Genomic DNA, 26,868 nt, shown 5'->3' with positions numbered 1-26,868 from the left:
GTTTTTTTACCGGTTATTATCCCGGCTCGCAGCTGTCGGCGGTTTACTTGTAAGGCAATGTAGCAACACTGCCATAAACGGGGCATTGACCTTCATCAAATATCAACAGTTGTAAATTCAATGACTTATGATTACAAGCGTTTTGTTCCTTATCCGGGGCGCACACCGCCGGTGTTGGCCGGGGGTGTGGTATCACCCGATCGCTGCGGGAAGTGACCCAAATGCCGGGACCGAATCCGGCGTGGATCTATCGCTGCGCCTCATTTGTCGCCGGTTAGCTTCGTCGCTGGCCAGAAACCCAGGGGTGCGTGGTGGAGTGAGGGTTTTGGTTACTTTTACCCGTAAAAGTAACCCGGCCCGGAGGGTCGGAACCCCTGTTTAAAAGGGAATTTCGCCAGGCCTGGCGGCCTTCGGCGAGGTACTTTTGTAGCCAAAAGTACCCAAAACCCTTTCCCCGGTCAGCCTGCCCTTCGGGTGCTCTGCGCTTCTCGGCCTGAGCGGCGCGTGAAAAAACTCGCCGCTGCGCGGCTCAGACAATTTCACGCGTATTTCCGCTCAGTCCTGCGATGCTCGACAGGCTGAACGGGGAGGAGCACTGCCATACCATCTGCCAATCGACTTGTTCGTCATAAACAGGCAACCCGGAGTGCGGGGCCGGCAGGATAGTCCGACTTCCACGCCACCGAGTATCGCAGCCAGGGACGGAAACTGGCGCGCATTTGTTCGAGCGCAGCGAGTTATGCGCGCCCCGTCGCTGGCGAGAAACCTAGGGAACCCCGCAGGGGTGGCGTGGTGGAGTGAGGGTTTTGGTTACTTTTACCCGTAAAAGTAACCCGGCCCAGCGGGCCGGTTTCCCCAGGTCAAAAAAAGGTTGACCTGTTAGAGGAATTTCGCCCGGCCTGGTGGCCTTCGGCAAGGTACTTTTGTAGCCAAAAGTACCCAAAACCCTTTCCCCGGTCAGCCTGCCCTTCGGGTTCTCTGCGCTTCTCGGCCTGAGCGGCGCGTGAAAAAACTCGCCGCTGCGCGGCTCAGACAATTTCACGCGTATTTCCGCTCAGTCCTGCGATGCTCGACAGGCTGAACGGGGAGGAACACTGCCATACCATCTGCCAATCGACTTGTTCGCCATAAACAAGCAACCCGGAGTGCGGGGCCGGCAGGATAGTCCGACTTCCACGCCACCGAGTATCGCAGCCAGCGACGGAAAACGGCGCGCATTTGTTTGAGCGCAGCGAGTTATGCGCGCCCCGTCGCTGGCGAGAAACGCAGGGCACCCCGCAGGGGTGGCGTGGTGGAGCGGGGGTTTTGGTTACTTTTACCCGTAAAAGTAACCCGGCCCAGCGGGCCGGTTCCCCAGGGTTAAATAAGGATTGGCCTGCTAAAAGCCTTTCCTCGGTCAGCCTCCAAATCTGCCTGCGCGTCGAAAATCTGCAACCGCGGCGCAGGGCCTGGTTTCCTGTATAAAAAAATACGCGTCACCGTGGTGGGTGACGCGTTAAGGGAGGAGGAGTGTAATTATGCTCTGTAGTCGATCATTGTCGGATGGCGTTGATCTCCACACCGTCGGAATCGTTATCGAATCCGAGCTTGTAGCCAAGGCTGACATGGTGAAAACGGGCGTTGCTGAAATCGTCGTGGATGGCGAAACCGAAGTTGTATACCTGATCGGTGGCCAGGCTGATATCACCGGCCTGGTCTGACTTCAGTTTACGCTTCAGGGTCACCACCCAGTTGCCCGCTTCCCGTGTTGCATGGGCCTGGAAGCCCTGGCCGCCTGTCATGTGGCGCTGCTCCAGGATGTAACCGTCCTCGGTCTCGCCGGTGCCCGATTTGAAACGGAGAATATCCATGAACTGGTGCCCATCCAGGGCGGTGTTGATCTCTTCGGGCGATTTCAGTTTGTCCCAGCCGCCCCGTTTTTTGCCCCGGCGGCCCTTGATCTCGATCTTGCTGCGGCTCTCTTTAAGGTACTTGGTGACACCCGTCTGGAGATCCAGTTTTTTTGCGGCATCATTGGCGGCAAGGGCGGCGGCTTCCGGTGTGTCCGGCATGCTACTGGCGTCCTGGTGACAGGTCTGCCAGCAACCGGCCCGATCGGCGAATTCCACGTCATCGGTGGCAAACATCAGGGCCAGTTTGATGGGATTTTCCGGATCCATCTTGCCGCCCTCCACGAAGGGTACCGGCACATGTTCACCTTCCGGCCAGCTAAAGCGCAGGTAGAGATTTTCATCGTCATAGGTGGATTCAAGTGTCACCGGGATACTGCCCCGCTTGCCGGGAATGGGGCTGCTCTCGGCCTTCTCGCCCGAAACCATCTTTTGCCCCATGTCGGCGGTCTCCTTGTCATGGCAGGTGACGCAGCGGTCACCCCCTTTCAGAAACGGCCGGGCGCCGCCGTGATCCTTGCCGGTCATGACCCACTCCATGGAGGTCTCGCCGGGATAGAACAGGGTGATGTCGCGGCTGCCGGCCTTGCTCCAGTCCACCGTAATAGGTGACCCCGCAGCGGCAGCGGCAGCGTCGGCGGTTGTAGCCGGCGCCCCAGCCATCGGTTTGGCCTCCCGTTTTACCGCGTTGACTTCCGCGGTTTCATTGTCCAGTCCCAACTTGTAACCAAGACTGACATGGTGGAAGCGGGCGCTGCTGTAGTCGTCGTGGATGGCAAAGCCGAAGTTGTAGAGTTTGCCCGGTTCAAGGCTGATGTCGCCGGCCTGGTCCGATTTCAAGGCCCGTTTCATCTCCACTATCCAGTGGTTGCCCTCTTTACGGGCATCGACCTGGAATCCCTGGCCTCCCTGCATGTAACGCTGTTCCAGGATATAGCCATCCTCGCTCTTGCCGGTGCCCGACTGGTAGCGCAGCAGATCCATGAACTGGTCGGCTTGTAAGGCCGCGGCCACATCCTCGTCGCTCTTCAGCTTGTCCCAACCGCCGCGTTTTTTACCCCGGCGACCCTTGATCTCAATTTTGCTGCGACTCTCCTTGAGGTACTTGGTGACCCCCGCTTGCAGATCCAGTTTTGTGGCGGCATCACTGGCGGCCAGGGCGGCGGCGTCCGGCGTATCCGGCATGCTGCGGGCATCCTGGTGACAGGTCTGCCAACAACCGGCCCGGTCGGCGAACTCCACCGCGTCAGTGCCCAGCATGACCGCCAGTTTCATCGGGTTGTCCGGGTCCATCTTGCCGCCATCCACAAACGGGACGGGGGTGTGGTCGGTGTCTTCCCACTCGAAGCGCAGGAACAGGTTGGTTCCATCGTGGGCGGCCTGCACTGTGACCGGGATACTGGCCCGTTTGCCCGGGATGGGGGTGGACTCGGCCTTTTCACCGGAGACCATCTTCTGGCCCATGTCGGCGGTCTCTTTATCGTGGCAGGTGACACAGCGGTCGCCACCTTTCAGGAACGGCCGGGCGCCGCCGTGATCCTTGCCGGTCATGACCCACTCCATGGAGGTTTCGCCGGGGTAGAACAGGGTGATTTTGCGCTCCGGTACATCGCTCCAATCCATACCCATACCGGTGGCAGCGACCGGAGTGCGGGATCCGGTTGCGCCCTGATTCGCCAGGGCTACGGCCACCGCCGCTTCGATCCTGGCCTGTTCAGCCTTTTTCGCCGCCAGTTTAGCGGCACGCTCCTGCTCTTTTCTGGCCTTCTCCGCTTCTGCGGCGGCGGCCTCCTTCTCTTCAACCCGCTTAAGTCCGGCGGCAAACATCTCCGGGATTGGACGTATGAAGTCAGGGTTGGGCGCTTCCAGTTGTTCCAGCTCTTCGTCGGTCAACAGGTTACGTACCGACTTGTGGGCGATGCCCTTGTGGCAGTCGATACAGGTCTGGCCGGTCTTAAAGGCGTTCATGTGTTGTTTGCGGGCACGGGGCCGCTGGAATTCGGGGTTCATGGACTCCAGGTTGTGGCAGTTGCGGCACTCACGGGAGTCGGTCTCTTTCATGGTATGCCAGACCCGTTTCGCCATGGTCAGGCGGTGCTGGTCAAACTTCTCCGGGGTATCCACGGTCCCCATGATCTTGTGGTAGACCTCGTTGCTTGCCTGGATCTTGCGCACCATCTTGTGCACCCAGGGATCAGGTACGTGGCAGTCCGGGCAGGTGGCCCGCACGCCAGTCCGGTTGGAGTAGTGAATGGTCGGTTTGTACTCCTGGTAGACGTTTTCCTCCATTTCGTGACAGCTGATACAGAACTCCAGGTTATTGGTGGCCTCCATGGCGGTATTGAAGCCGCCCCAGAATATGATGCCGCCAATAAAGAAAATGAGTGCGCCCGCTATCGTGCTGCCAAGGATAATGCGGCGTGACATAAAGCCGGTTTTTTTTGAATTCTGAACCGCCATCTTTGATTTCTCCAGCAACAGAAGAGAAGAGTGAGGTTGGTTATGAAAAAGCGGGCATGGAGGCTGCTCCATACCCGCTTTCAGACTAGTTCATGCTACAGCCACAATCAGGTGACGTGGTTGACGCGGTTGTAAACATTGAACTTGCCGGTCGGGGCAAACAGACCCTTGATGCGTGCCTTCTCCTCGAGCGTCTTGGCATCGAAGATGATGATCTCGCCATTGGGCTCCTTGCTGTCCTTGCGGTTCCAGACCGAGGTCCAGACCTCGGAACCATCGTCGTTGAACTCGATGTGAACAGCGGCGTAACCCTCGACCTCGGTCAGGCGTATGGTCTTGACGATCTCGCGGGTCTCCTTGGAGATAACCTGCAGGGACTGCTGCACTTCAGGTTCCGGGTGCTTGGTCTGGTCAGCCCAGATGTAGTCGCTCTTCGGATGGGTGCGGATGAAAACTCCGGCGCCATCGGTTTCGACTTCGTAGCAGATTTTCCAGGCCTGATCCTTATGGCCGACCGGATCATTGCCCCAGGCGGTGACCTTGCCCACACCCAGATGGGTGGTGCCGCCCACCGGGCCACATTTGGGATCGATCCAGTTGGCGCCCGGTCCCGGATGGGGTTTCTTGTCCACGTCGATCATGGCTTCCAGCTTCTGGGTCTCAGTGTCCACCACAACCATTTTGTCTGAGGCGTTTGCAGCAATCTGGAAGTAACGACCGGTGGGATCAAAGAATCCGTCATGCAGGTACTTCGCGGTATCCATTTTGGTGATGGTCAGGTTGTCGATATCGGAGTAATCCACCTGCCACATCTGTCCCAGCTCTTTCATGGAGACCAGCCAGCTGGGGGCCTTGGGGGTATCGTAAACCGCCGCGACGCGGGATTCGTTGACATACTCGCCATCGATATTGACACCGCGGGCGGAGACCACTTTAAGCGGTTCCATGGTCATACCGTCGAGGATAACGAAGTGGGGTGGCCAGTAGCCGCCACCGATGACATATTTGCCGTCACCGGATACCGCTACGTCACGGGCGTCATAGGCTACCTGGGTCTGGGCGACTTTCATCTTCTCCGGTGTCTGCCACAGGTCAACCTTGGTCATCATGCCGTCGCGACCCATGACGTACCAGAAGCGTCCCGGGTTATCCACGTGCATACCTTCGTGGTGCTCGACCGCTTTCAATACGTGTACCGCATAGCCGGTGGGGATATGGGCCACCACCTCTTTCTTGTCTCCATCGATAACGGCGATTTTGCCCACGTCACGTTCAATCACCAGGAAGAAGTTCTCCCAGTTACGACCGTGCAATGGTTTGGTCGGATAATCCTTCGGCTCTACAAAAACCTTGTGACGCTCTTTCATCAGGGCGAGGCTCATCTCGGGCGGAATTGGCGGTTCCAGCTGGATGTAGGTGGCCATCAATTTGATCTCTTCCTGGGAAAGGATGTCATCAAAGTTGTTCATGCCGCCTTCGGTGCCGTACTGGATAATCTTTTCCAGCCGCTCCTGTCCCAGTTTCTTGGTGTTCTCCGGCTCCAGGTTTTTTCCGGTAGCACCTTTACGCAGGGTGCCATGACAACCGGCACAGCGTTGGAAGTAGATTGTCTTGGCTTGTTCAAAATCCGCTTCCGAGAGTGTCGGTTCTGCTGCGGTGACATTCACGGCCACACCTGATGCAGCCAGGCCAACAGCCATACCCAGTGCAGAAAGGCTGAAGTTGTATTTTTTCATGTAGAAACTCCCCATCGATGGCGATTGATACGAGTAAGGCGGTAATGGTTCCGCCGTGGCATATTCCCGAGTCGCTAAGATCATCCATACGGCAGATCGCTGCTTTGACCTTGGTCAAAACGGGGTATTTAGCCCGGCTGGCCTGTTTTTACGGGGGTCGGGGCGTCATCTGATGACGATTGTGCGGTGCAACCAGAGGTGCTTTCTGTTTTTCGGTGAAACTTGAATAAACATCATAATATCAGTTAGATAGGGTGGTTTTTCTGGATAGCCTGATGTGTTGTGGAGCCAACTGGAGGAAGCTTGGAGTGAGTTGTTTTTTGTCACTTAAAACCTTTTTTTTATATGGTGATATATTGATTTGGATCAATAAAAAATTTTATTCGTATTGGGTTTTCCTACAATTAATTTCCCCGGCCTGGCGGCCTTTGGCGAGGTACTTTTGAGGCCAAAACTGCCCAAAAGCCTTTCCCCGGTTAGCCTGCCCTTCGGGTACTCTGCGCTTCTCGGTCCGAGCGGCGCGTGAAAAAACTCGCCGCTGTGCGGCTCAGACAATTTCACGCTTGATTCCGCTCAGTCCTGCGATGCTCGACAGGCTGAACGGGGAGGCGCACTGATATACAGCCTGCCATTCCGCTTGTCCTTCATATAAAAACTTCATTCGAAGTTTGGGTTCCGCAGGAAGATCCGACTTCCACGCCACCGAGTATCGCCGCCAGGGACGGAAACAGGCGCGCATCTGTCTGAGCGCAGCGAGTTATGCGCGCCCCGTCGCTGGCGAGAAACGCAGGGAACCCCGTAGGGGTGGCGGGGTGGAGCGGGGGGTTTTGGTTACTTTTACCCGTAAAAGTAACCCGGCCCGGAGGGCCGGTTTCCCCAGGTCAAAAAAAGGTTGACCTGCTAGAGGAATTTCGCCCGGCCTGACGGCTTGTGGCGAGATACTTTTGTGGCCAAAAGTATCCAAAAGCCTTTCCCCGGTCAGCCTGCCCTTCGGGTACTCTGCGCTTCTCGGTCCGAGCGGCGCGTGAAAAAACTCGCCGCTGTGCGGCTCAGACAATTTCACGCTTGATTCCGCTCAGCCCTGCGATGCTCGACAGGCTGAACGGGGAGGTGCACTGATATACAGCCTGCCAATCCGCTTGTCCTTCATATAAAAACTTCATTCTAAGTTTAGGCTTCGTAGGATAGCCCGACTTCCACGCCACCGTGTATCGCAGCCGGCGACGGAAAACGGCGCGCATTTGTCTGAGCGCAGCGAGTTATGCGCGCCCCGTCGCTGGCGAGAAACGCAGGGAACCCCGTAGGGGTGGCGGGGTGGAGCGGGGGGGTTTGGTTACTTTTACCCGTAAAAGTAACCCGGCCCAATGGGCCGGATCCCCGGTTTAAAAAAGAATTGATCTGCTATAGGAATTCGCCCGGCCTACGGCCTTTTGGCGAGGTACTTTTGTGGCCAAAAGTACCCAAAACCCTTTCCCGGTCAGCCTGCCCTGCGGGTACTCTGCGCTTCTCGGTCTGAGCGGCGCGTGAAAAAACTCGCCGCTGTGCGGCTCAGACAATTTCACGCGTATCTCCGCTCAGCCCTGCGATGCTCGACAGGCTGAACGGGGAGGTGCACTGTCATACAGCCTGCCAATCGGCTTGTTCAGCATAAACAGGCAACCGAAAGTACAGGCCCGGCAGGATGATCCGACCTACGCGCCACCGAGTATCGCAGCCGGCGACGGAAACCGGCGCGCATCTGTCTGAGCGCAGCGAGTTATGCGCGCCCCGTCGCTGGCGAGAAACGCAGGGAACCCCGCAGGGGGGGCGGGGTGGAGTGAGGGTTTTGGTTACTTTTACCCGTAAAAGTAACCCGGCCCGGAGGGTCGGAACTCCTTCTTAACTAAAGACTCTTCGCTGCTAATAGTTAAGAAATACTTGAGCAGCGAAAGGCATTTCGCCCGGCCTGGCGGCCTTTAGCGAGGTACTTTTGAGGCTAAAAGTATCCAAAAGCCTCTCCCCGGTCAGCCTGCCCTTCGGGTACTCTGCGCTTCTCGGTCTGAGCGGCGCGTGAAAAAACTCGCCGCGTTGCGGCTCAGACAATTTCACGCTTGATTCCGCTCAGCCCTGCGATGCTCGACAGGCTGAACGGGGAGGCGCACTGATATACAGCCTGCCAATCCGCTTGTTCTTCATATAAAAACTTCATTCTAAGGTTTAGGCTTCGTAGGATAGCCCGACTTCCACGCCACCGTGTATCGCAGCCGGCGACGGAAAACGGCGCGCATTTGTCTGAGCGCAGCGAGTTATGCGCGCCCCGTCGCTGGCGAGAAACGCAGGGAACCCCGTAGGGGTGGCGGGGTGGAGCGGGGGGGTTTGGTTACTTTTACCCGTAAAAGTAACCCGGCCCGGAGGGTCGGAACTCCTTCTTAACTAAAGACTCTTCGCTGCTAATAGTGAAGAAATACTTGAGCAGAGAAAGGCATTTCGCCCGGCCTGACGGCCTGTGGCGAGGTACTTTTGTGGCCAAAACTGCCCAAAAGCCTTTTCCCGTTCAGCCTGCCCTTCGGGTGCTCTGCGCTTCTCGGTCCGAGCGGCGCGTGAAAAAACTCGCCGCTGTGCGGCTCAAACAATTTCACGCGTATCTCCGCTCAGCCCTGCGATGCTCGACAGGCTGAACGGGGAGGGTACACTGATATACAGCCTGCCAATCCGCTGGTTCTTCATATAAAAACTTCATTCGAAGTTTGGGTTCCGCAGGAAGATCCGACCTCCACGCCACCGAGTATCGCAGCCGGCGACGGAAAAAGGCGCGCATCTGTCTGAGCGCAGCGAGTTATGCGCGCCCCGTCGCTGGCGAGAAACGCAGGGAACCCCGCAGGGGTGGCGTGGTGGAGCGAGGGTTTTGGTTACTTTTACCCGTAAAAGTAACCCGGCCCAGTGGGCCGGAACTCCTTCTTAACAAAGACTCTTCGCGGAATACGTCCATTCCTGGCTAAAGCCGCTCCCGCACATCCTTGTGCTGCGCGGCATAAATCCATCCCTGGATAAAAAAGGCCGGCTCAAGAGCCGGCCTGGGTTAAGACTTACCCATCCGGGTATCAGGTCTCGGCGATCACCGCCTCCGGCTCACTCTGCCCGATGAAGAAGCTGGCGATGTAGACCACCAACCCGACAAAGAACATCAGGCCGGCCACCTCACGCAACCAGTAGAACAGGGAGATCTGATCCTGTACCACCATGAACGGCTGGGGATTCTCCGCCACCCGTTGCAGATAGACCTGCAGGATACCGGCACCGGTCAGGAACAGGGTGATGAACACAATCGCCACCGTCATCAGCCAGAAGCCCCACATCTCCAGCACCTGCTGTTTGTTGCTGTTGGCCGCGGTGCGACCCCGCAACAGCGGCATGGCATAGGAGATAATAGTCAGACTGATCATCACGTAGGCACCATAGAAGGCCATGTGACCGTGGGCCGCCGTGATCTGGGAACCGTGGGTGAAGTAGTTGACCGGAGAGAGGGTGTGCAGGAAGCCCCACACGCCGGCCCCCAGGAAGGCCATCACCGCCGTACCCAGCGCCCACAGGGTAGCCGCCCGGTTGGGATGGTTACGCCGCCGCTTGTTGACCATGTTGAAGGCGAACACGGTCATCATGAAGAACGGAATCGGCTCCATGGCGGAGAACACCGAACCCCACCACTGCCAGTACTCGGGAGTACCGATCCAGAAGTAGTGGTGGCCGGTACCGATCAGGCCGGTAATCAGGGCCATGGCGATAATGATATAGAGCCACTTCTCGATCACCTCCCGATCCACACCGGTCACCTTGATCAGCACAAAGGCGAGGATAGAGGCCATGATCAGCTCCCAGACACCCTCAACCCAAAGATGCACCACCCACCACCAGAACATCTTGTCCAGCACCACGTTGGTGGGGTTATAGAAGGCGAACAGGAAGAACACCGCCAGGCCCACCAGTCCCAGCATCATCACCAGGTTGATGACGGTCTTGCGGCCCTTGAGGATGGTCATGCCGATATTGAACAGGAACACCAGGGCCACCACCACAATACCGAGCTTGGTGATGGTGGGCTGCTCCAGGAACTCACGCCCCATGGTGGGCAGCAAGGCGTTGCCGGTCAGCTCGGCCAGGGTGGCGTAGGGGACCAGCAGGTAACCGGCCACAGTGAGGGCCGCGGCGACCAAAAAGACCCAGAACATCAGCTTGGCGAGCATGGGGCTGAACAGCTCGGTCTCGGCCTCTTCCGGGATCAGGTAGTAAGCGGCCCCCATAAAGGCCATCAGCAGCCAGACGATAAGTGCATTGGTATGCACCATACGGGCGACGTTGAACGGGATATAGGGGAACAGGAAGTCCCCGATCACATACTGCAGGCCGATGATCAGACCGAACAGGATCTGTGCGGCAAACAGCGCGATGGCAGCCATGAAATAGAGCTTGGCGACCGATTGAGATTGATAAGTCATGGTTAAAACTCCCCCTTAACCCTGAATGTTTGGCGGCCAGTCGGCGGCATTGATCTCGGAGACATACTTCAGGAACTCGGCGATGGCATCGAGCTCATCATCGTCGAAGTTGAACTGAGGCATGCTGCGTCGCCCGGGAATCCCGTTGACGGGGCGGCTCTTGATAAAGCCGATAATGCCGTCTTTGGAGTTGCCGAAGCGCTTGTAGACATTGCCCAGTTCGGGCGCGAAATAGGCGCCCTCGCCGAGCAGTGTGTGACAGCCGATACAGTTGTTCTCTTCCCAGAGCATCTTGCCCTTGGCGACCTGTTGGCCGACCGGGCCTTCGAGTGCGGCCCGGTTATCGCGGTTGGGCAGTTGGCTGACCGAATCAAAGGTCAGGGCCAGGAAGAGGAGGAAAAAAAACGCAGAACCACCATAAAAGATGTTCCGCGCCATGGTCTTTGTGAAGGCCTGAGCCATTGTCATCACCTCATTATTTTTCGTTAGTCCAGTAACGCAAAAGGTGTCCAGGTCGCATTAGGCCTGCCCGTCAGGGTGAGTTCCTTGACTTGAGTCAAAGTGGCTCCGGCGGAATGGCAAGCGCCTGAATCGGTGATGGCTTGATTGAAATCAAGGTGCAGACCGCCGGGAATTATCGATACTTTGCCCTCAAATCCGCTAACCTCACTTGCATCAGGGTACAAATTAATGACGACGATTACTGATACCATGGCGAACGACCATCGGCGCTGCGATTCACTGTTTGTCGAGGCTGAAGAACTGATTGCGCATGGAAACTGGTCTGAGGGGCAGGTAAAGTTCGAGGCCTTTCGCGATGCCACCGAAAATCATTTCAGCATGGAGGAGGGGATTCTGTTTCCCGGTTTCGAGCAACGTACCGGACAGAGTGCAGGACCCACCCAGATGATGCGCATGGAACATGTGCAGATGCGCCAGCTGTTGGTGGATATGGAAACCGCAGTACGGCTGATGGATAGTGAACGCTATCTGGGGCTGTCGGAAACCCTGATGATGTTGATGCAGCAGCACAACATGAAAGAGGAACAGATGCTCTATCCCATGACGGACCAGGTATTTGCCGCCGATGCCCAGGCCACATTGCACGAGATGAAAATGCTCTAACATCTGGAAAACGGATGAACAGCAATTCACGTATTGATGGGCAGTGTCATCAATGCAGTCTCGCCATATTTTGTTCTGATTATCGCGATGGAAATTCAACTTGATGTGAGCATGCTGGAGCCCTGTGAACCTCTGGAACAGGTGCTGGAAGCCATTGGTAAGTTGGCTTCGGGCGACTATCTGCGTGTTTTTCATCGCCGGGAGCCGCACCTGCTCTATCCGATGCTGGAGAAATGTGGGTTTAGCTGGCAATGCCTGGATGATTCATCCGGTGGATATGAGATCTATATCTGGAAGAGCGGGGATGTCACTGCTGCCCGTGATGTTGCTGCCGCCACACCATGACATCCTATAACGGCGTCGGCACTGCGAAGCCCGTCTACTAATTGTTATAACCGGGTAGATTAACACATGCTAAACACCGCCAGTCTCTCCCTGGATCAGGCCCCGCCCATCTCCATTCCGTTCCGTTTTTTTTTGACAGCACCGCTGTTTGGTCTGGCCGCAGCAGGTATGTTGTTATTCAGCGGTGCGGATCTGTTCCTGACCCGCTGGTCATCCCTGACCCTCGGGTTTACCCATCTGCTGACCCTGGGGATGTTGGCCATGGTGATGTGTGGCGCTCTATTGCAGATGCTGCCGGTGATTGCCGGCTCACCTGTCCCCGGTGTCGTGGCGGTGGGTACGGCCAGTCACCTGATGATCACCCTGGGAACCGGTACGCTGGTGGTTTCGTTCCTGTCTGGAAGCCTGCTGGCGGATTCTATCGCGATGTTGCTGATGGGCGGCGGTATCATGCTGTTTTTTGTGGCCGTGATGGTGGCCCTGTGGCGGGTGAAAAGTGTCAGTGACACGGTTATCGCCATACGTCTCGCGATGGTCTCATTTCTGATCACCCTGAGTCTGGGGCTGCTGCTTGCCAGTGGACTGCTGGGACGGATGGGGTTCGGGCAGATCGCGTCCCTGGTGGATGTGCACCTGGGGTGGGGTATTCTGGGCTGGGTGGGCCTGCTATTGATCGGCGTCTCTTACCAGGTGGTGCCGATGTTTCAGGTGACACCGGAGTACCCGGTCAGATTCCGTCGTCTGCTGGCTCCGGCGCTGTTTGGCGGACTGGTGATCTGGTCACTGCTGGTGTCAGGCAGTCTATTCGGAATAGTTGACGCAATAGTGCCTAAACTATGGCTGTTTTTTCCGCTGCTTGGTTTTGTCGCTTATGCCCTGATGACGATCCGGCTGCAACAGCAGCGGAAGCGCCGGATCTCCGATGTCACACTGCTTTTCTGGCGCACCGGGATGCTGTTTGTGCCACTCTGTGCGCTGTTCTGGGTGATGGGAAGTTTCACCCGGACGATTGGCGCCGGCCCCCAGTTTAATCTGTTGCTGGGCATTGGGTTGTTGTTCGGGGTAGGGCTGTCGGTGATCAATGGTATGCTCTACAAAATCGTCCCTTTTCTCTCCTGGTTCCATCTTCAGAACCGACAGATGAGCCTGATGTGCCTGTCAGTGAAGGTGCCGAACATGAAGGAGTTTATCCCGGACCGGTCTGCCCGGTTGCAGTTTTACCTGTTTCTTTCCGCCCTGTTAATGACCTTGCTGGCTGTGCTGTTTCCCACCTGGTTTGCCCGCCCGGCCGGGTTGCTCTTCTTCCTGTCCAATGCGCTCCTGTTAAAAAACCTGGCTGTCGCTGTGTGGCGCTACCGTGCAACCAACCAGGCGTTACTCGCCTATGCGCGGCGTGTTCCCGCGCCTGTTGATCCGGTCGACCGGGTTCAGCAGCGCTAGTCCTTAAAGGATGTTGTTCGATCTGTTTGCTGCGCTGCAGTGATGGGCGCAGTTTGTGCGTCTCCGCCAATTTGATTTCCAGAAGGTGTCAACTGCGCTAGAATACCCGGTCAAAAATACTAACTCCATGAAAGTTAAGTAAATATTATAATCAGGGTGCGATCATGCTGACCGAACTGAAAGATGCCTACCTTTTTTCCCAGCTGGATGAGAGTCAGTTGGAGCGCGTTCGCAAGATGAGCAGTGAGATAGAACTCCAGGATAATCAGGCATTGTTCGAGGTAGGCGATCCGGCCAAGCGATTTTTTCTGGTACGTGAAGGACAGATAAAACTCTCCCGGTTGTCCATGAATGGCAACGAGAAGGTGATTGAGGTGGTCACGGCAGGTTACACCTTTGCCGAGGCCTTGATGTTCTCCGACAAGCCCGCCTATCCGGTACGGGCGGCCGCTATCGGTAAGACGCGACTCATCGCCGTGGACGGCCGTGGCTTTCTTGATCTGCTCAGGGAGTCAACCGATACCTGTTTCCGGGTCATGGGTGATATGAGCATGCGTCTGCGGCGGATGATCAAGGAGATCGATGACCTGACGCTGCAAAGCGCAACCGGTCGGGTGGCCGGCTATCTGTGCGGCAAGGCGATGTTCAATGGGCAGGTCAGGGTGGCATTTGAACTTGCCACGCCAAAGGGTGTGCTGGCTTCCCGGTTGTCAGTCAAGCCGGAGACCTTCTCTCGAATTCTGAGCAATCTCAGCAACCAGGGTCTGGTCAAGGTAAGGGGCGGACATATCGAAATCCTGGATGTGGAGGGGTTGCGTAAACACGCGGAGTCCTCCGGGGTCTGCGGGCACCAGATCAGTCCGTAGGATCATGGATGGAATGCTTCCATCAGACCAATGACAGAGGGCGCCTGCGGGCGCCCTCTGTCATTCGGTGTCGTCTGTTTGAATAGCAGGGGAGTCAGATTTTAAATTGTCTGACCTGGGCCTGCAGATCTTCGCTTAGTTTTGCCAACGCATGGCTGGAGGTGACGACCTGATCTGTGCTGCTGGTCGCCTGCTCGGCCAATTGGGAGATCTGTACAATACTCTGGTCGATCTCTTTGGCGACTGCTGACTGCTCTTCCGCAGCACTGGCGATCTGCGTGTTCATGTCAGAAATTGTAGTGACTGACTGTACAATCTTATTGAGTGATTCTGCCGCTGCCCGTGCTTTATCGACAGTGAGCTGGGTTGTGGACTGGCTCTGTTCCATCACCTGGACCGCTTCGCTGGTTCCGGATTGCAGGCGCTCAATCATCTCCTGAATCTCCTGGGTGGAGTGCTGAGTTCGACTTGCCAGTGTGCGCACCTCGTCAGCCACTACGGCAAAGCCGCGACCCTGTTCACCTGCCCGTGCCGCTTCTATCGCGGCGTTCAGGGCCAGCAGGTTGGTCTGTTCTGCAATACTCCGGATCACATCCAGGACACTGCCGATAGCGCCGCTTTCGGTTTCCAGTCGGTTAATAACACTGGAGGCTTTTTCAACTTCGCCGGCCAGTTGATGTATGGCTTGGGAGGTCTCTTCTACCACGCCCCGGCCGGCCGTTGCCTCGGAATTGGCATCACGGGCGGCAGTCGCCGTATTCTCCGCGCTCTGGGCAATTTCATGGACAGTGGCAGCCATTTCAGTCACGGCGGTGGCTACCTGGTGGGTTTCGTTACGTTGTTGGTCCATGCCTTCATGGCTCTGGGCTGTGATGGCTGTGAGCTCATCCGCCGAGATGGCAATCTGATTGCTGGCGATACTGACCTGGGTAATGGTGTTTTGTACCTTGATGGCAAATTCATTGAATGCACCGGCCAGTCTCGCGACCTCATCTCTGCCATCGCTGTCGAGCCGCTGGGTCAGGTCGCCGTCGCCGGCAGCAATGTTGTGCATGGCCTCGGTGGTCAGTAGCAGCGGGTTGCTGATGCTGCGTGCGATAATCAGCGATACGCTAATCAGGATGAGCAACACTATCCCGGTACTGACGGATAGCGTAGTGGCATTGTTCCAGAAAACGCTCTCCACATCGTCGATATAGATGCCGGTACCGACGACCCAGCCCCAGGGTTTGAAACCTTTGATGTAGGATACTTTGCGGACCGGGTTCTCGCTGCCGGGTTTTGGCCAGAGATAGGGCACCATGCCCTCGCCGCTCTCTTTTGCCTTTTTGACAAAGGAGGCGAAGATGGCTGTGCCGTTCGCATCCTTCAATCCGGACAGATCCTTGCCTTCAAGTGAAGGTTTAATTGGATGCATGAGGGTGACTGCATCCATATCGATGACCCAGAAGTAGTTACCGTCTTCGTAACGCAGCGCCCTGATACTGTCCAGGGCGTCTTTCTGTGCGGTTTGTTGCTCCAACTCGCCTTTGTCGGCACGGGCGTGGAAGTCAGCAATGATGCTGTAGGCTGTCTCGGTCAGATTGCGGGTTTGCAGCTCTTTCTCATACAGAAGTCCAGATCTGAACTGCAGTAGAGAGAAAACGGTGATGGCGGCAGTACCGATTATGGCCAGTGTTATCAATGCCCAAAGCCGGTGGGTGATATTCAGGCGGCGTAAGATGTTCATGGACGCTCCTTCTGACTACTGTTCCAGAACTCCCCGTTGTGGGGTGGTTAAAGCTACACGATTGCAGCCCCGGGATCTAAGATCCTAGGACTGTGTCGACTGGCTTTCGCGGAACTTGAGCGAAAAATGATACGCCGCAGCAAAAAGTTCTCAGGACTCCTTTTTACCTGTTCTGGGCAAAATCGAGCATGCGCTGAATCGGCTTGACCGCCTGTTCCCGGATGTCCGGGTCGATCAAAATTTCATTGTTCTGATTTTCCAGAACTTCGGCCAGATTCTGCAGTGCATTCATTCCCATCCAGGGGCAGTGAGCACAGCTCTCGCAAGTGGCCCCTTCACCGGCTGTGGGCGCCGCAATCAGTTTCTTGTTGGGCGCCAGCTGTTTCATCTTGTGGAAGATGCCGCCATCGGTGGCGACGATAAACTCGCTGTTCTCCATCTCCACAACCGCATTGATCAATGCCGTGGTTGAACCCACAACATCGGCCTGCTCGATCACATCTTCCGGGGACTCCGGGTGCACCAGCACGGCTGCATCCGGGTGCAGGCGGCGAATCCGTTCCAGTGCCACGGACTTGAACTCTTCGTGGACTACGCAGGAGCCATTCCAGAGCAGCATGTCGGCGCCGGTCATCCTCTGTACGTAATGCCCCAGGTGTTTGTCCGGTGCCCAGAGGATCTTTTCTCCCCGGGCCGCGAGGTGCTCGATAATCGGCAACGCAATGCCGGAGGTGACCACCCAGTCAGAGCGAGCCTTTACCCGGGCGCTGGTATTGGCGTATACCACCACCGTGTGGTCAGGGTGCTGATCACAGAATTCGCTGAATTCATCGGCCGGGCAGCCTTCGTCCAGGGAGCAGGTGGCATTCAGATCCGGCATCAGGATGCGTTTTTCGGGATTGAGTATCTTGGCGGTTTCGCCCATGAACCGGACACCGCAGACCACCAGGGTCTGGGCCTCCTGGCGGCTGCCAAAGCGGGCCATCTCCAGCGAGTCGGCCACGCAGCCGCCGGTCTCTTCCGCCAGTTCCTGGAGATCGCCGTCGGTGTAGTAATGGGCCACAAGTACCGCATTGCGCTGTTTCAGTAGTGCTTTGATCCGCTCTTTCAAGGCCTGCTTCTGTTCGGCGCTGAGCGCGGGCCAGTGAGGATGGGCAGGGACAACGACGGGGTGTGGCTTGATCTCTACGGGGGTGATTGTCTGCGTCATGATAGTTTCTCTATGGTTTATCCGGCTCAGCGTATGATGTGGACCCGGTCGGGGTCGGTCAGTCGGTAAATCTTAGCGGGTCGGTGGTTGCCGTTTCTGCGTTTCCCGCCGGTCTCTTCCAGCAGTTGGAGGGACAGGACCCATTTTCGAAAATTCCGTTTATCCAGTTTTTCATTACGCAGAATTTCATACACGGTTTGCAGTTCGCTCAGGGTGAAGGTCTCCGGCATGAGCTGAAAGGCAATCGTCGAGTAGTGTGTCTTGGCTGCGAGTCGCTCCCGGGCCAGCAGAATAATCTCTGCATGATCGAAGGCCAGATCTGGAAGCGCCTGCAGTGGAAACCAGGATGCCTCCGCTGCGTCGCTGCCGGCGGACAGGTTGAGCTTATCCGCAGGCACCAGGGCGTAATAGGTGACACTGATGACCCGCTCCCGGGGGTCCCGGTCAGGACGGCCAAAGGTGTACAGCTGTTCCAGATAAAGATCGTCAACGCCGGTCTCCTCTTTCAGCTCCCGCTTGGCGCAACTGTCCAGATCCTCATCGATCTCCAGAAAACCGCCTGGCAGCGCCCAGTGTCCCTTATAGGGTTCCTCCCCCCGGCGTATCAACAGCAGTTGCAGTTGTTGATCCAGCAGGGTAAACACGGCTACGTCCGTAGTCACCGCCGGGTGGGGGTATTGATATTCAAAAGTCACTGACTATCCGCTACTAAGTGTGATTTGTACACTATATTGATCATTGCGCTGCAGCATGTCAAGTCGTCTATGGGATGGGAGATAGACAATCCGGAGCTTATTGGAGACAAGGGATAAAACTCTGCTAGGTTATGAAGGGTGAATAAAAACCGGAGAAACTATGGATAGGGATAGAAGCACTGCCTTGCATGACAAGCTCCAGGTCAGGTACTTACCGCCCCTCTCGCCGACGGCGGCACAGTTACTGGAAGCGCTCTCCGATGAAGATGTCGATCTGAAGGCCCTGTCTGCCATTATCAAGCGGGATCCGGGCTTGGCCGCCCGCATAGTGGGGTTGGCCAACTCGGCCTATTTTGCCCAACCCTCGCCTGTCTACAGTGTGGAGGAGGCGATTATCCGCGTACTGGGGCTTGATCTGGTAAAAAGTCTGGCGCTGGGCATCAGTGTGGCCGGTGTTTTCAATCTGGAAAAGTGTCCGGCATTTGATCTGGGGGGATACTGGTTTAAAGCGCTGGCCTGCAGTCAGTTAATTGTTGATCTGGCGGACCTGGTTCCTGCGGGGCAGCGGCCGGATCTTTCCGGGCTGCATCTGGGGGCCCTGCTGCACAATCTTGGCGGGTTGCTGTTGGGGCATGCTCTCGGTGAAGCGTACCAGGAGGTGTTGGTAAGCGCGGGGCAGGAATCGAATGCCCGGCTTCTGGAGATCGAGCGGGAAAAGCTGGGGTTTGATCATCAGGAGGCGGGGCTCCTGCTGGCTGGACGTTGGCACCTGCCGGCCCTCATTGTCACTATGATGGGCCAGTTGGGCAGGAATGATTATCGCGGGACTTACCAGACGGAGGTGATCCTGTTGAACTGCAGCGTTGAACGGGTGGACAGCATCCGTGCAGGGAGTGCTCAGCCGTTGGATGGGTGTCCCTGGCTGCAGCGGATTGACGGTTTTGAGCGGCAACGGATTCCCGAGGTGGAGTTGGCATTTCTGCAACAGGTGGACGATCTGGAACTGGTTGCCAGGCAGTTCGCTTGAGTTGCTGACTCAACGGACATTCGGACTGATCTTGGGGTAGGGGCCACGGACCTGGCGACTAGCCTGACCCGTCTCGGTAGCCGCCGCGTTTTTTAGTTCCCGGTACCCGGGATCCGGGTACCAGGGGAATTCTGATCAGCTGCTGGCGGGATCGGGGTTTGGCACAGTCTCACTATCCGTAACAGTTGTACTGGCCAGTTCTGGCTGGTTTTCCAACTGTACCGCGGCGTCCCCCGACGGATTGGTAAAACGATCGTTGAGGGTCTGTACATAGTTGTCCGCATCTTCCTTGACCTGGGCGAGTCGTTTTCTGGCTCCCCGTCCCCAGCCTGCCGGTGAGCTGCTGAAGATACTGCGCCAGGGCTTGGTGTTGCGCAGGAAAGCGTTTGCCAGATTGCCCCGGATGGCCAGTTTCTCTCCCTGGTTTTTCAGTTGCCGCAGCAGGCTGCGGGCCGCCAGGGAGCGTATCAGGAAGTGCAGGCCCAGCACCACCGCTACCGCTGTGCCGGCCAGTCCGAACTGCAACGCCGGACTGTTGATTACTGACTCCAGCCAGGGTGGCGCAAAATGGAATCCCTGCCAGTAGCCCTGTTTCAGAGTGATGCTGAACAGTCCGGCCAACAGTAGTCCAAAAGCCAGGGCGTCACCCCAGAGGACGCGCCGTTTCCAGCGTCCTACAGCCTCCCTGATGGCGGGGATGGCCCGTTCCTCGATGTCCCGGGCGGTGCGCTCCAGTACCCCGACAATACGATAGGCCCGCTCCACCTCCACTTCGTGCATGCGGTTATGGATCTCTTCCAGATCGGCGTCCCGCTTGCGTTCAAAACGCTCCCGCAGATTTTCGTCATCAATGGGCAGGGCTACATCGGGATTATAAATGGTGTAGAAACGGCCGGCAGTCAGGCCCCGTTCTCCCAACGCCCGTTGCCAGGCGGCTACCACCTCTTCCGGATTGTCCTCCCGGGCGGCGGAGTCGATCTGGTTGAGGATATAGAGAAACTTGCCCGCGTCATTGCGACTGATGGTGTTGCTCACCAGGTGGTCGAGGGTGTCTTTCATCGCCCCCGGCTCCGGGTGGCGGGCATCGAAGAAGACCAACACCAGGTCAGACAGATCAATAATGTGATCGGTAATACGCAGGGTTGAGGTGCGCTGGGCATCAGCATCGAATCCCGGAGAGTCGATCAGGATCTTGCCGCGCAATCGTTCGCTGGGGCAGGTCTTCAGTTGCAGATAGGAGTCTATCCGGTCGCCCTCGCCCTTGGCGACCCGTTCGATATCCTCGCTCATCTGGTAGAACGGAAAACGCGGATCCGAGTCCAGAGCGACGCCGGGCAGGGCATGGGCACTCTTCTCCCGGCTGTAGCAGGTGACCGTGAATTTGTCATCGACTGCCTGATTGCCGGTACGCTGCAACTTATAGTTGAGATAGTGATTGATGAAGGTGGATTTGCCGGATGAGAAAGTGCCGAGCACGGCGATCAATGGCCACCAGGGGATCTGGGTGGCGTAGGACTCATCCGTATCAAGCAGGCCTGTCCGGTAGGCGATGCGATCCAGTTTCTTGAAGCTCTGCACCGTTTTCAGCAGTACGGGATTCTCTTGTTCGAGATGGGCTTCAAGATGCTTCAGGCGTCCTTCGATGAGTCTTCCTGCCGTGTTCATTTACAACTCCTGATATGGAATAGGGAATTTTTGCCCGATGGCTGTTTTTATTTGTTTCTGATCACTGTTACCCTAAATTTGTCTCCCGGACATACTAACGCGACGAACCGCTTGGTGGTAGTCTGGAGGAGTGGGCAGTGGAGCTGGACGGCGACAGAAAGATAAAAATTACTAATTTGCCCAAATACTTATGGTCGAAATGATTGCCCTTGTTTATGCTATGGGTATTGCATTATATTAGTATATAAGAGAAAATTAATATGTTTTGTCGCCGATAACCGGCCAGTCGGTTTTCATCGGATACTGGATCAAGTTACTAAGAGTTACTAAGGGAGTGAGGATATGTCTGAGCTATTTTCAGAAGCGTGGATGCAGAGTTTCATGGAACAGTGGAATGCGGAGTCCGAATTAGTGGATGCGCTGGCGCAGATCGGATTCAGCAGTGTGATCGGCTACGGATTTGAGGGGGAGGAACAACCCCGCGGAGTGATCAGTGTGGAAAACGGCCAGGCTACTGCGGCCGGCTCTTTCAGCGGACAGGCGCTGAACTGGGATATCCGCTGCAGCGAGGCGCAGTGGAAGAAGTGGATTGCCAAGCCGCCCGGCATGATGGGGCTTGGTATGGCGTTTACCTCGGGAAAAATGAAATTCAAGGTAGGCGATTACGCCTCCATGCTGAAAGACCCCCGAATGGCGGCTCCCTTTATAAAAAGTTTTTCTGTCATGGGTAAGGCCTGAGGTTGCCAGTCCGGCAGACTTCGGGTCTGCCGGATGACCAGCAAGGAGCATGTTTTACGGCCCCTGATTATAGCGATCCAGGGGGCGGTTTGCTGCGGTTGGACTCGATCTGTTTCAGACGTTTTGCGGTGAAAAACGTCTGTATATTAGGAAGTACCCCGGGCTTTGCCGGCGTGGTAAAGTCAATGGGGTGGTATATCAATAGCAGTTCTAGATCAGCGGGATAACTATAACAATGGAAATACAGATCCATGCGGTTGTGCTGGCTGCGGCCTTGGCTGTCGCGGCAGGTCTGCCTCTACAGGGTGTGGCACAGGAGGGTGGCGAGTACTTCGTCGTTCAGCAGGCTCAGGGCGCTTCAACAGTCTCGTTGGGCGGGACCGTTATACCCTATAAAGAGGTAACCCTTTCGGCACAACTTCCCGGACGGGTAAAACACCTTGCCGGTATCGAAGGCGATACTTTCGAGAAGGGCACGCTGCTGGTTGCCCTGGATGATTCGGAACTCCTGGCCAAACGCAATGCGGCCCTGGCCCAACTGGCCAATGCGGATGCACAGTTGCGCGCAGCGGGTGTGCAGTACAATCGGGAGCTCTGGTCGCCGCAGTCGAAACAGACCATGGGTGGTATGGGGTTACCCAACCTGTTTGACCAGATGTTCACCCGCCCCATGGAGGGCATGGCCGGTACGCGTAACCAGAATGTGGAGCGGCGGGCTGATCTCTATGCGTCCGGCGTGCAGATCACCCAGGCCCAGAACGCCATCCTGTCAGCCCAGTCCCAGATCCAGGCGATCGATGCCAAACTGCGGGATGCCATCAGTCTGGCACCCTTCGATGGCGTGATTCTGAAAAAGTTTGTCGAGGTGGGGGATACCATGCAACCGGGTCAGCCCTTGCTGGTCTATGCCGACGTGGAGTATCTGCAGATCATGGTGGATGTACCGGCCAGGCTGCGCCCCGCCCTCTACGAGCAGATGATGTTGCAGGCGGAACTGGACGTGACCGGACAGGTGGTGCCGGTACGGGTAGCGCAGATATTTCCGACGGCCGATTCGCAGCGCCATACCGTCAAGGTGAAGTTTGACCTGCCCCAGGGCGTCTCCGCACCCGGTATGTATGTCAAGGTCCGGGTGCCGGATCTCACCGCACCGGTGCGCAATCAACCGGTGATCCCCTCCACGGCCATACGCTACAACGGCAGTCTGCCGGGCGTCTATGTCGAGGGTAAGGGTGGACGACCGGAGTTACGACTGATTCGAGTTGGCGAAAGTCTGGATAACGGTTACGTCAGCGTACTGTCCGGGTTGAGTTCGGGGGAACGCATTTTGCGCAATCCCAGCAACGGAATCGCTTCCGGTTGGATCAGGCGGGCAGAGGAGCGTTGAAACGCGCTGCTTTGTCCAGCCATATCCGTGATTACCCATCACTCCCGTCAGACCGCTGCAACCAAGTGTGAAAACGATGAATCAGGAAGATGCCAATAAAACCGGATTGAAGGATGCGCCACTGACCGACGAGCAATTGGGGCTTGCCGGGCGTACCGCGAGATTCTTCATCAACTCACCGCTCTCACCGCTGTTTTTTATCTCCATGATGTTGATGGGGCTGCTGGGCTTGATGATGACGCCCCGGCAGGAGGATCCCCAGATCTCCGTGCCGATGGTGGATATCTTCGTCCAGTACACTGGTGCTTCTGCCGACCAGGTATCCAATCTCGCCATCGAACCGCTGGAGCGGATTATGAGTGAGATCGATGGGGTTAAGCATGTCTACTCTGCCTCGCAACGGGGCATGGGCATGGTCACCATCGAATTTGACGTGGGCGAGCAGATGGGCCCGTCTCTGGTCAAGGTAAACGACAAACTCGACTCCAACATGGACAAGATTCCGCCGGGAGTGTCGCCACCCCTGGTGAAGGCGAAGGGGATCGACGACGTGCCGGTGGTCAATATCACCCTCTGGTCGAAGGATCTGGACGGTAACGGCGCCCCGGACGTGGATGATGGTCAGTTGCGCATGCTGGCCCACGATGTTCTGCAGAGTATCAAGGAGATCCCGGATACCGGGAACGGCTTCGTGGTGGGCGGACGTGCCGAGCAGGTCACTATCGAGGTATCACCGGAACGGCTGTCCGGCTATGGCATCAGCCTGGATCAGGTGGCCAACCGTATCCAGACCTCCAACAGTGAACAGCAGGCGGGTGGGGTGGAATCGGGCAACACCCGATTCACGGTAATGACCGGCGCCTTTCTCAAGACCACTGACGACATCAGCCAGTTAGTGATCGGCACCCACAATGACGTGCCGGTCTATGTACATGATGTGGCCCGGGTAGTACAGGGGCCGGAGGATGCCAAGCAGCTGGTGGCTTACTACACGGGGCCGGCCGGCGATCATGAACAGCCGGCCAGCGGCATCCCCGCCGTGACCATTGCGGTGGCGAAAAAACCGGGCGTCAACGGGGTTACCGTGGCCAGCGCCATAATTGAGCGGGTGGAGCATCTGAAAGGACTGCGTATCCCCTCCAATGTGGGCGTCAGTATTACCCGCAACTATGGTGAAACGGCTGAGGACAAGGTCAACGAACTGATCTTCAAACTGTTCGTCGCTACCGGGTTTGTATTCCTGTTGGTGCTGTTCGCCTTCCGCGCCCTGCGCCCGGCCATGGTGGTGGTGCTGGTGATCCCGGTGGTGCTGTTGATGACCATCTTCTACGCCTGGGTCACCGGCTACACTATTGACCGGGTCAGCCTGTTTGCCCTGATATTCTCCATCGGTATCCTGGTGGATGACGCGATTGTGGTGGTGGAAAACATCTACCGGCGCTGGCTGGAAACCGGTTCCACCGATGCCCACACCGCGGTCGACGCGGTGCGGGAAGTGGGCAATCCCACCATCCTGGCTACCTTCACGGTCATCGCCGCGCTGCTGCCGATGGGTTTTGTCACCGGCATGATGGGACCCTACATGGAGCCGATTCCCGCGCTCGGCTCGGCGGCCATGCTGATCTCCCTGTTTGCCGCATTCGTGTTTACCCCCTGGCTGGCCATTTCCCGCTGGCTGCGCCCCAGCATGAACTATCTGGAAGTGGCCGAAGAGCGGGAAAGAGTGGGCACGGAGCGGCTGGCGCGCTTTTACGAAAGGGTCCTCACGCCGCTGATCCGCTCCCGTAAAAAGCGCATCATTTTCCGCATCATATTGTGGGGCGCTTTCTTCTTTGCCTGCTCCATGTTCTATACCAAGTGGGTGGCGGTGAAGATGTTGCCGCTGGACAACAAACCGGAGTTTTCGGTAGTTCTGGATATGCCGGAGGGTACGGCGTTGCCGGTCACTGCCAACCTGGCTCACCAGATTGCCGACAGCCTGCGCCAGATGCCTGAAGTCACGGCCCTGCAGGTGTACGCCGGTACTGCCCGACCATTCGATTTCAACGGCATGGTCCGGCACTACTATCTGCGTCAGGATCCCTGGCAGGCGGAGATTCAGGTACAACTGCTGCACAAGAGCAAACGGGATCGCAGCAGTCATGAGCTGGCAGTCGCTGCCCGTGAAATGGTCAAGGAGATCACCCGGGAATCCGGTGCCAAGTTTGCCGTGGTGGAGATGCCGCCCGGCCCGCCAGTGTTGCAGTCCGTGGTGGCTGAAGTGCATGGGCCCGGACCTGAAGTACGGCGCCAGCTGGCGGCGGATCTGACCGATATATTCGAGCAGACCGAGAGCCTGGTGGATGTGGATAACTATCTCCGGGGCAGCTATGACTACTGGCTGTTCAAGGTGGATACGGAGAAGGCGGTCCGACGCGGAGTCTCGGTGGACACCATCAACCGGAATCTCTCCATGGCACTTGGCGGCATGCGCCTGGGTGATGTGAAGCAGAAGGCCGGGCATGAACCGATCAATATTGTCATCCAGGTACCCCTGGCAGAGCGTTCCCAGATAAATCGGCTGGGGGATCTGCCGATCCAGTCCACCAGTGGGGTGGTACTGCCACTGCGTGAGCTGGGTTCTTTCGAGATGATGCAGGAAGAGCCCATCATCTATCACAAGGATTTGCGGCCGGTGGAGTATGTGGTGGCTGATGTGGGTGGTGAACTGGCTGCCCCGGTGTACGGCATGTTCCAGGTGCAGGATCTGCTGGAGGATTACACTGCTCCGGACGGATCGAAAGTGGACGCCTTCTGGTTCAAGCCGCCGGCAGATGATACGCGCTCCAGTATCCAGTGGACCGGTGAATGGACCGTCACTTTTGAGACCTTCCGAGACATGGGTGCGGCCTTCATGGTGGCGCTGGTGCTGATCTATATCCTGGTGGTGTGGGAGTTCGGCAACTTCCGTATCCCGGCACTGATCATGGCGCCTATCCCCCTGACCCTGCTGGGCATCATTCCCATGCACGCCATTATGGGGGCGGAGTTTACCGCCACCTCCATGATCGGCTGGATCGCCCTGGCCGGTATTATTGTGCGTAACTCGATCCTGTTGGTGGACTTCTCCATTCATGAGATCCAGCGGGGTGTGCCGGTGGAGCAGGCGGTGGTGCGTGCCTGTACCACCCGTACCCGGCCCATCATGATTACCGCACTGGCCCTGGTATGTGGCTCCAGTGTGATCTTCACTGATCCGATCTTCCAGGGCATGGCTATTTCACTGGCTTCGGGGGTAATGGTCTCCACTATCCTGACCCTGATCGTGATCCCGCTGGGATGTATGAAGGCCAGCGCGGCGCTATGTGAGGTGGCGGCCGCCGGCTATGACGATGGCACTACGCTGTTGCCGGAAGCGTCCGAGACACCGCCTGCGGCTGTCAAGGGATCTGCACCCCGCCAGTCGTTCCTGATGATGTTATGGGGCAAGATTGCGGCACTGCTATTGGGACTCTTTTATGCGGTGCGGGGGATTTTCCTCCTGCTCGGGCAGTTGATCCCCAGGCAGAAAGCGCCCCCCCCAACTCCTGTTGTTGCGCCGTCGGCAACGGCGGCTGCCGCACCCGGGCAAGCCGGCGGCGGGACAGGGGCAGCTTCATCCGTAGCGGATGAGCAGTCGCCGGATGGCGGCACTGTTTCCAGTCCGGCACCTGCCGCCCGGATGCAACCGCAGGCGTCGGACAAGTCGGTTGAACAGATCACGAGCGTCCCGCCAGTTGTCACGGATAGCGAACCGGAAACCCGGACCCCGGATCTGCCGGTCGGGGAGAAGCCGGCGGCGGCCAAACCGGCAGCCAGGAAGAAATCGGCCCGGAAGAAGAAGGCGCCGGTGAAAAAGGCGGCCACCCGGACAAAGGGCGGCGTCAGGAAAAAAGCTGTCAAGCGCGCCGATCCAGCCGGCGCGAAAACTGAAACTGCCGCTCCGGCGCAGACCAAAGCGACAACGGCGAAAGGTGGGGGAAAGCCTGCTGCCGGGCGCAAAGGGGGGCGGCGTGGTATTCGGCTGAAACTTGATAACGACAATGGCATCGAGTGATCCGGAGGG

General features: G+C 57.2%; 16 protein-coding genes. 8 read left to right on the top strand and 8 right to left on the bottom strand.

What is annotated here, in order from left to right; translation table 11 throughout:
* Nucleotides 1-1,532: 1,532 nt before the first annotated feature.
* The 4 genes from AAY24_RS08955 to AAY24_RS08940 all read right to left on the bottom strand — a co-directional run bounded on the left by AAY24_RS08955 (nt 1,533) and on the right by AAY24_RS08940 (nt 11,019).
* Complete coding sequence (locus AAY24_RS08955) at nt 1,533-4,349, bottom strand: NapC/NirT family cytochrome c (protein WP_046859393.1); 2,817 nt, start codon at nt 4,347-4,349, stop codon at nt 1,533-1,535.
* Between the two features lie 107 nt (nt 4,350-4,456).
* Nucleotides 4,457-6,085, bottom strand: coding sequence for a cytochrome D1 domain-containing protein (locus AAY24_RS08950; RefSeq protein ID WP_082117242.1), 1,629 nt, complete (start codon nt 6,083-6,085; stop codon nt 4,457-4,459).
* A gap of 3,080 nt (nt 6,086-9,165) precedes the next feature.
* Nucleotides 9,166-10,557, bottom strand: coding sequence for a cbb3-type cytochrome c oxidase subunit I (locus AAY24_RS08945; RefSeq protein ID WP_046859392.1), 1,392 nt, complete (start codon nt 10,555-10,557; stop codon nt 9,166-9,168).
* A gap of 15 nt (nt 10,558-10,572) precedes the next feature.
* Nucleotides 10,573-11,019 carry a c-type cytochrome gene (locus AAY24_RS08940; RefSeq protein ID WP_046859391.1) on the bottom strand — a complete coding sequence of 149 codons (447 nt, stop codon included), beginning with the start codon at nt 11,017-11,019 and terminating at the stop codon, nt 10,573-10,575.
* A 228-nt stretch (nt 11,020-11,247) separates the two neighbouring features.
* Here AAY24_RS08940 and AAY24_RS08935 point away from each other — a divergent pair, with 228 nt between their 5' ends.
* The 4 genes from AAY24_RS08935 to AAY24_RS08920 all read left to right on the top strand — a co-directional run bounded on the left by AAY24_RS08935 (nt 11,248) and on the right by AAY24_RS08920 (nt 14,333).
* Nucleotides 11,248-11,682 carry a hemerythrin domain-containing protein gene (locus AAY24_RS08935; protein ID WP_046859390.1) on the top strand — a complete coding sequence of 145 codons (435 nt, stop codon included), beginning with the start codon at nt 11,248-11,250 and terminating at the stop codon, nt 11,680-11,682.
* A gap of 36 nt (nt 11,683-11,718) precedes the next feature.
* Complete coding sequence (locus tag AAY24_RS08930) at nt 11,719-12,027, top strand: DUF2249 domain-containing protein (protein ID WP_234422266.1); 309 nt, start codon at nt 11,719-11,721, stop codon at nt 12,025-12,027.
* A 66-nt stretch (nt 12,028-12,093) separates the two neighbouring features.
* The gene (locus AAY24_RS08925) at nt 12,094-13,467 is read left to right on the top strand and encodes a hypothetical protein (protein WP_046859389.1); all 1,374 of its coding nucleotides are present in this window, start codon (nt 12,094-12,096) and stop codon (nt 13,465-13,467) included.
* Nucleotides 13,468-13,631: 164 nt separating this feature from the next.
* Nucleotides 13,632-14,333 (top strand): Crp/Fnr family transcriptional regulator, encoded by a 702-nt coding sequence (locus AAY24_RS08920; protein ID WP_046859388.1) that lies wholly within the window; start codon nt 13,632-13,634, stop codon nt 14,331-14,333.
* Nucleotides 14,334-14,427: 94 nt separating this feature from the next.
* Here AAY24_RS08920 and AAY24_RS08915 read toward each other — a convergent pair whose 3' ends face one another.
* The 3 genes from AAY24_RS08915 to AAY24_RS08905 form a co-directional block, all read right to left on the bottom strand.
* Nucleotides 14,428-16,062, bottom strand: coding sequence for a methyl-accepting chemotaxis protein (locus tag AAY24_RS08915; protein WP_046859387.1), 1,635 nt, complete (start codon nt 16,060-16,062; stop codon nt 14,428-14,430).
* A 163-nt stretch (nt 16,063-16,225) separates the two neighbouring features.
* Nucleotides 16,226-17,272 carry a quinolinate synthase NadA gene (gene nadA / locus AAY24_RS08910; RefSeq protein ID WP_046859386.1) on the bottom strand — a complete coding sequence of 349 codons (1,047 nt, stop codon included), beginning with the start codon at nt 17,270-17,272 and terminating at the stop codon, nt 16,226-16,228.
* 26 nt (nt 17,273-17,298) lie between these two features.
* Nucleotides 17,299-17,967 (bottom strand): NUDIX hydrolase, encoded by a 669-nt coding sequence (locus AAY24_RS08905; protein WP_046859385.1) that lies wholly within the window; start codon nt 17,965-17,967, stop codon nt 17,299-17,301.
* 160 nt (nt 17,968-18,127) lie between these two features.
* On the opposite strand from AAY24_RS08905, the gene AAY24_RS08900 reads away from it, so the two are divergent.
* Nucleotides 18,128-18,994: an HDOD domain-containing protein gene (locus AAY24_RS08900; protein WP_046859384.1), complete on the top strand. Its 867-nt coding sequence runs from the start codon at nt 18,128-18,130 to the stop codon at nt 18,992-18,994.
* Between the two features lie 135 nt (nt 18,995-19,129).
* Here the strand turns inward: AAY24_RS08900 and AAY24_RS08895 are convergent, their stop codons facing one another.
* Nucleotides 19,130-20,659: a dynamin family protein gene (locus AAY24_RS08895; RefSeq protein WP_046859383.1), complete on the bottom strand. Its 1,530-nt coding sequence runs from the start codon at nt 20,657-20,659 to the stop codon at nt 19,130-19,132.
* A gap of 342 nt (nt 20,660-21,001) precedes the next feature.
* Here AAY24_RS08895 and AAY24_RS08890 point away from each other — a divergent pair, with 342 nt between their 5' ends.
* The 3 genes from AAY24_RS08890 to AAY24_RS08880 all read left to right on the top strand — a co-directional run bounded on the left by AAY24_RS08890 (nt 21,002) and on the right by AAY24_RS08880 (nt 26,859).
* Nucleotides 21,002-21,397, top strand: coding sequence for a hypothetical protein (locus AAY24_RS08890; protein ID WP_046859382.1), 396 nt, complete (start codon nt 21,002-21,004; stop codon nt 21,395-21,397).
* A gap of 235 nt (nt 21,398-21,632) precedes the next feature.
* On the top strand, nt 21,633-22,784 hold the full coding sequence (locus AAY24_RS08885) for an efflux RND transporter periplasmic adaptor subunit (RefSeq protein WP_046859381.1): 1,152 nt from the start codon (nt 21,633-21,635) through the stop codon (nt 22,782-22,784).
* 76 nt (nt 22,785-22,860) lie between these two features.
* On the top strand, nt 22,861-26,859 hold the full coding sequence (locus AAY24_RS08880; protein WP_046859380.1) for an efflux RND transporter permease subunit: 3,999 nt from the start codon (nt 22,861-22,863) through the stop codon (nt 26,857-26,859).
* Nucleotides 26,860-26,868: the final 9 nt, after the last annotated feature.

This window comes from Sedimenticola thiotaurini (assembly GCF_001007875.1).
GTDB classification, from domain to species: Bacteria; Pseudomonadota; Gammaproteobacteria; order Chromatiales; family Chromatiaceae; genus Sedimenticola; species Sedimenticola thiotaurini.
The sequence above is the reverse complement of the archived record's forward strand: the minus strand, read 5'-3'. Positions and strand labels throughout refer to the sequence as shown.

Bases quoted from the DNA above. Each gene is read 5' to 3' on its own strand.
- AAY24_RS08900 (WP_046859384.1), top strand. From the start codon at position 18,128: ATGGATAGGGATAGAAGCACTGCCTTGCATGACAAGCTCCAGGTCAGG.
- AAY24_RS08955 (WP_046859393.1), bottom strand. From the start codon at position 4,349: ATGGCGGTTCAGAATTCAAAAAAAACCGGCTTTATGTCACGCCGCATT.
- AAY24_RS08940 (WP_046859391.1), bottom strand. From the start codon at position 11,019: ATGGCTCAGGCCTTCACAAAGACCATGGCGCGGAACATCTTTTATGGT.
- AAY24_RS08945 (WP_046859392.1), bottom strand. From the start codon at position 10,557: ATGACTTATCAATCTCAATCGGTCGCCAAGCTCTATTTCATGGCTGCC.
- AAY24_RS08915 (WP_046859387.1), bottom strand. From the start codon at position 16,062: ATGAACATCTTACGCCGCCTGAATATCACCCACCGGCTTTGGGCATTG.
- AAY24_RS08930 (WP_234422266.1), top strand. From the start codon at position 11,719: ATGGGCAGTGTCATCAATGCAGTCTCGCCATATTTTGTTCTGATTATC.
- AAY24_RS08920 (WP_046859388.1), top strand. From the start codon at position 13,632: ATGCTGACCGAACTGAAAGATGCCTACCTTTTTTCCCAGCTGGATGAG.
- AAY24_RS08880 (WP_046859380.1), top strand. From the start codon at position 22,861: ATGAATCAGGAAGATGCCAATAAAACCGGATTGAAGGATGCGCCACTG.
- nadA (WP_046859386.1), bottom strand. From the start codon at position 17,272: ATGACGCAGACAATCACCCCCGTAGAGATCAAGCCACACCCCGTCGTT.
- AAY24_RS08895 (WP_046859383.1), bottom strand. From the start codon at position 20,659: ATGAACACGGCAGGAAGACTCATCGAAGGACGCCTGAAGCATCTTGAA.
- AAY24_RS08950 (WP_082117242.1), bottom strand. From the start codon at position 6,085: ATGAAAAAATACAACTTCAGCCTTTCTGCACTGGGTATGGCTGTTGGC.
- AAY24_RS08925 (WP_046859389.1), top strand. From the start codon at position 12,094: ATGCTAAACACCGCCAGTCTCTCCCTGGATCAGGCCCCGCCCATCTCC.
- AAY24_RS08935 (WP_046859390.1), top strand. From the start codon at position 11,248: ATGACGACGATTACTGATACCATGGCGAACGACCATCGGCGCTGCGAT.
- AAY24_RS08890 (WP_046859382.1), top strand. From the start codon at position 21,002: ATGTCTGAGCTATTTTCAGAAGCGTGGATGCAGAGTTTCATGGAACAG.
- AAY24_RS08885 (WP_046859381.1), top strand. From the start codon at position 21,633: ATGGAAATACAGATCCATGCGGTTGTGCTGGCTGCGGCCTTGGCTGTC.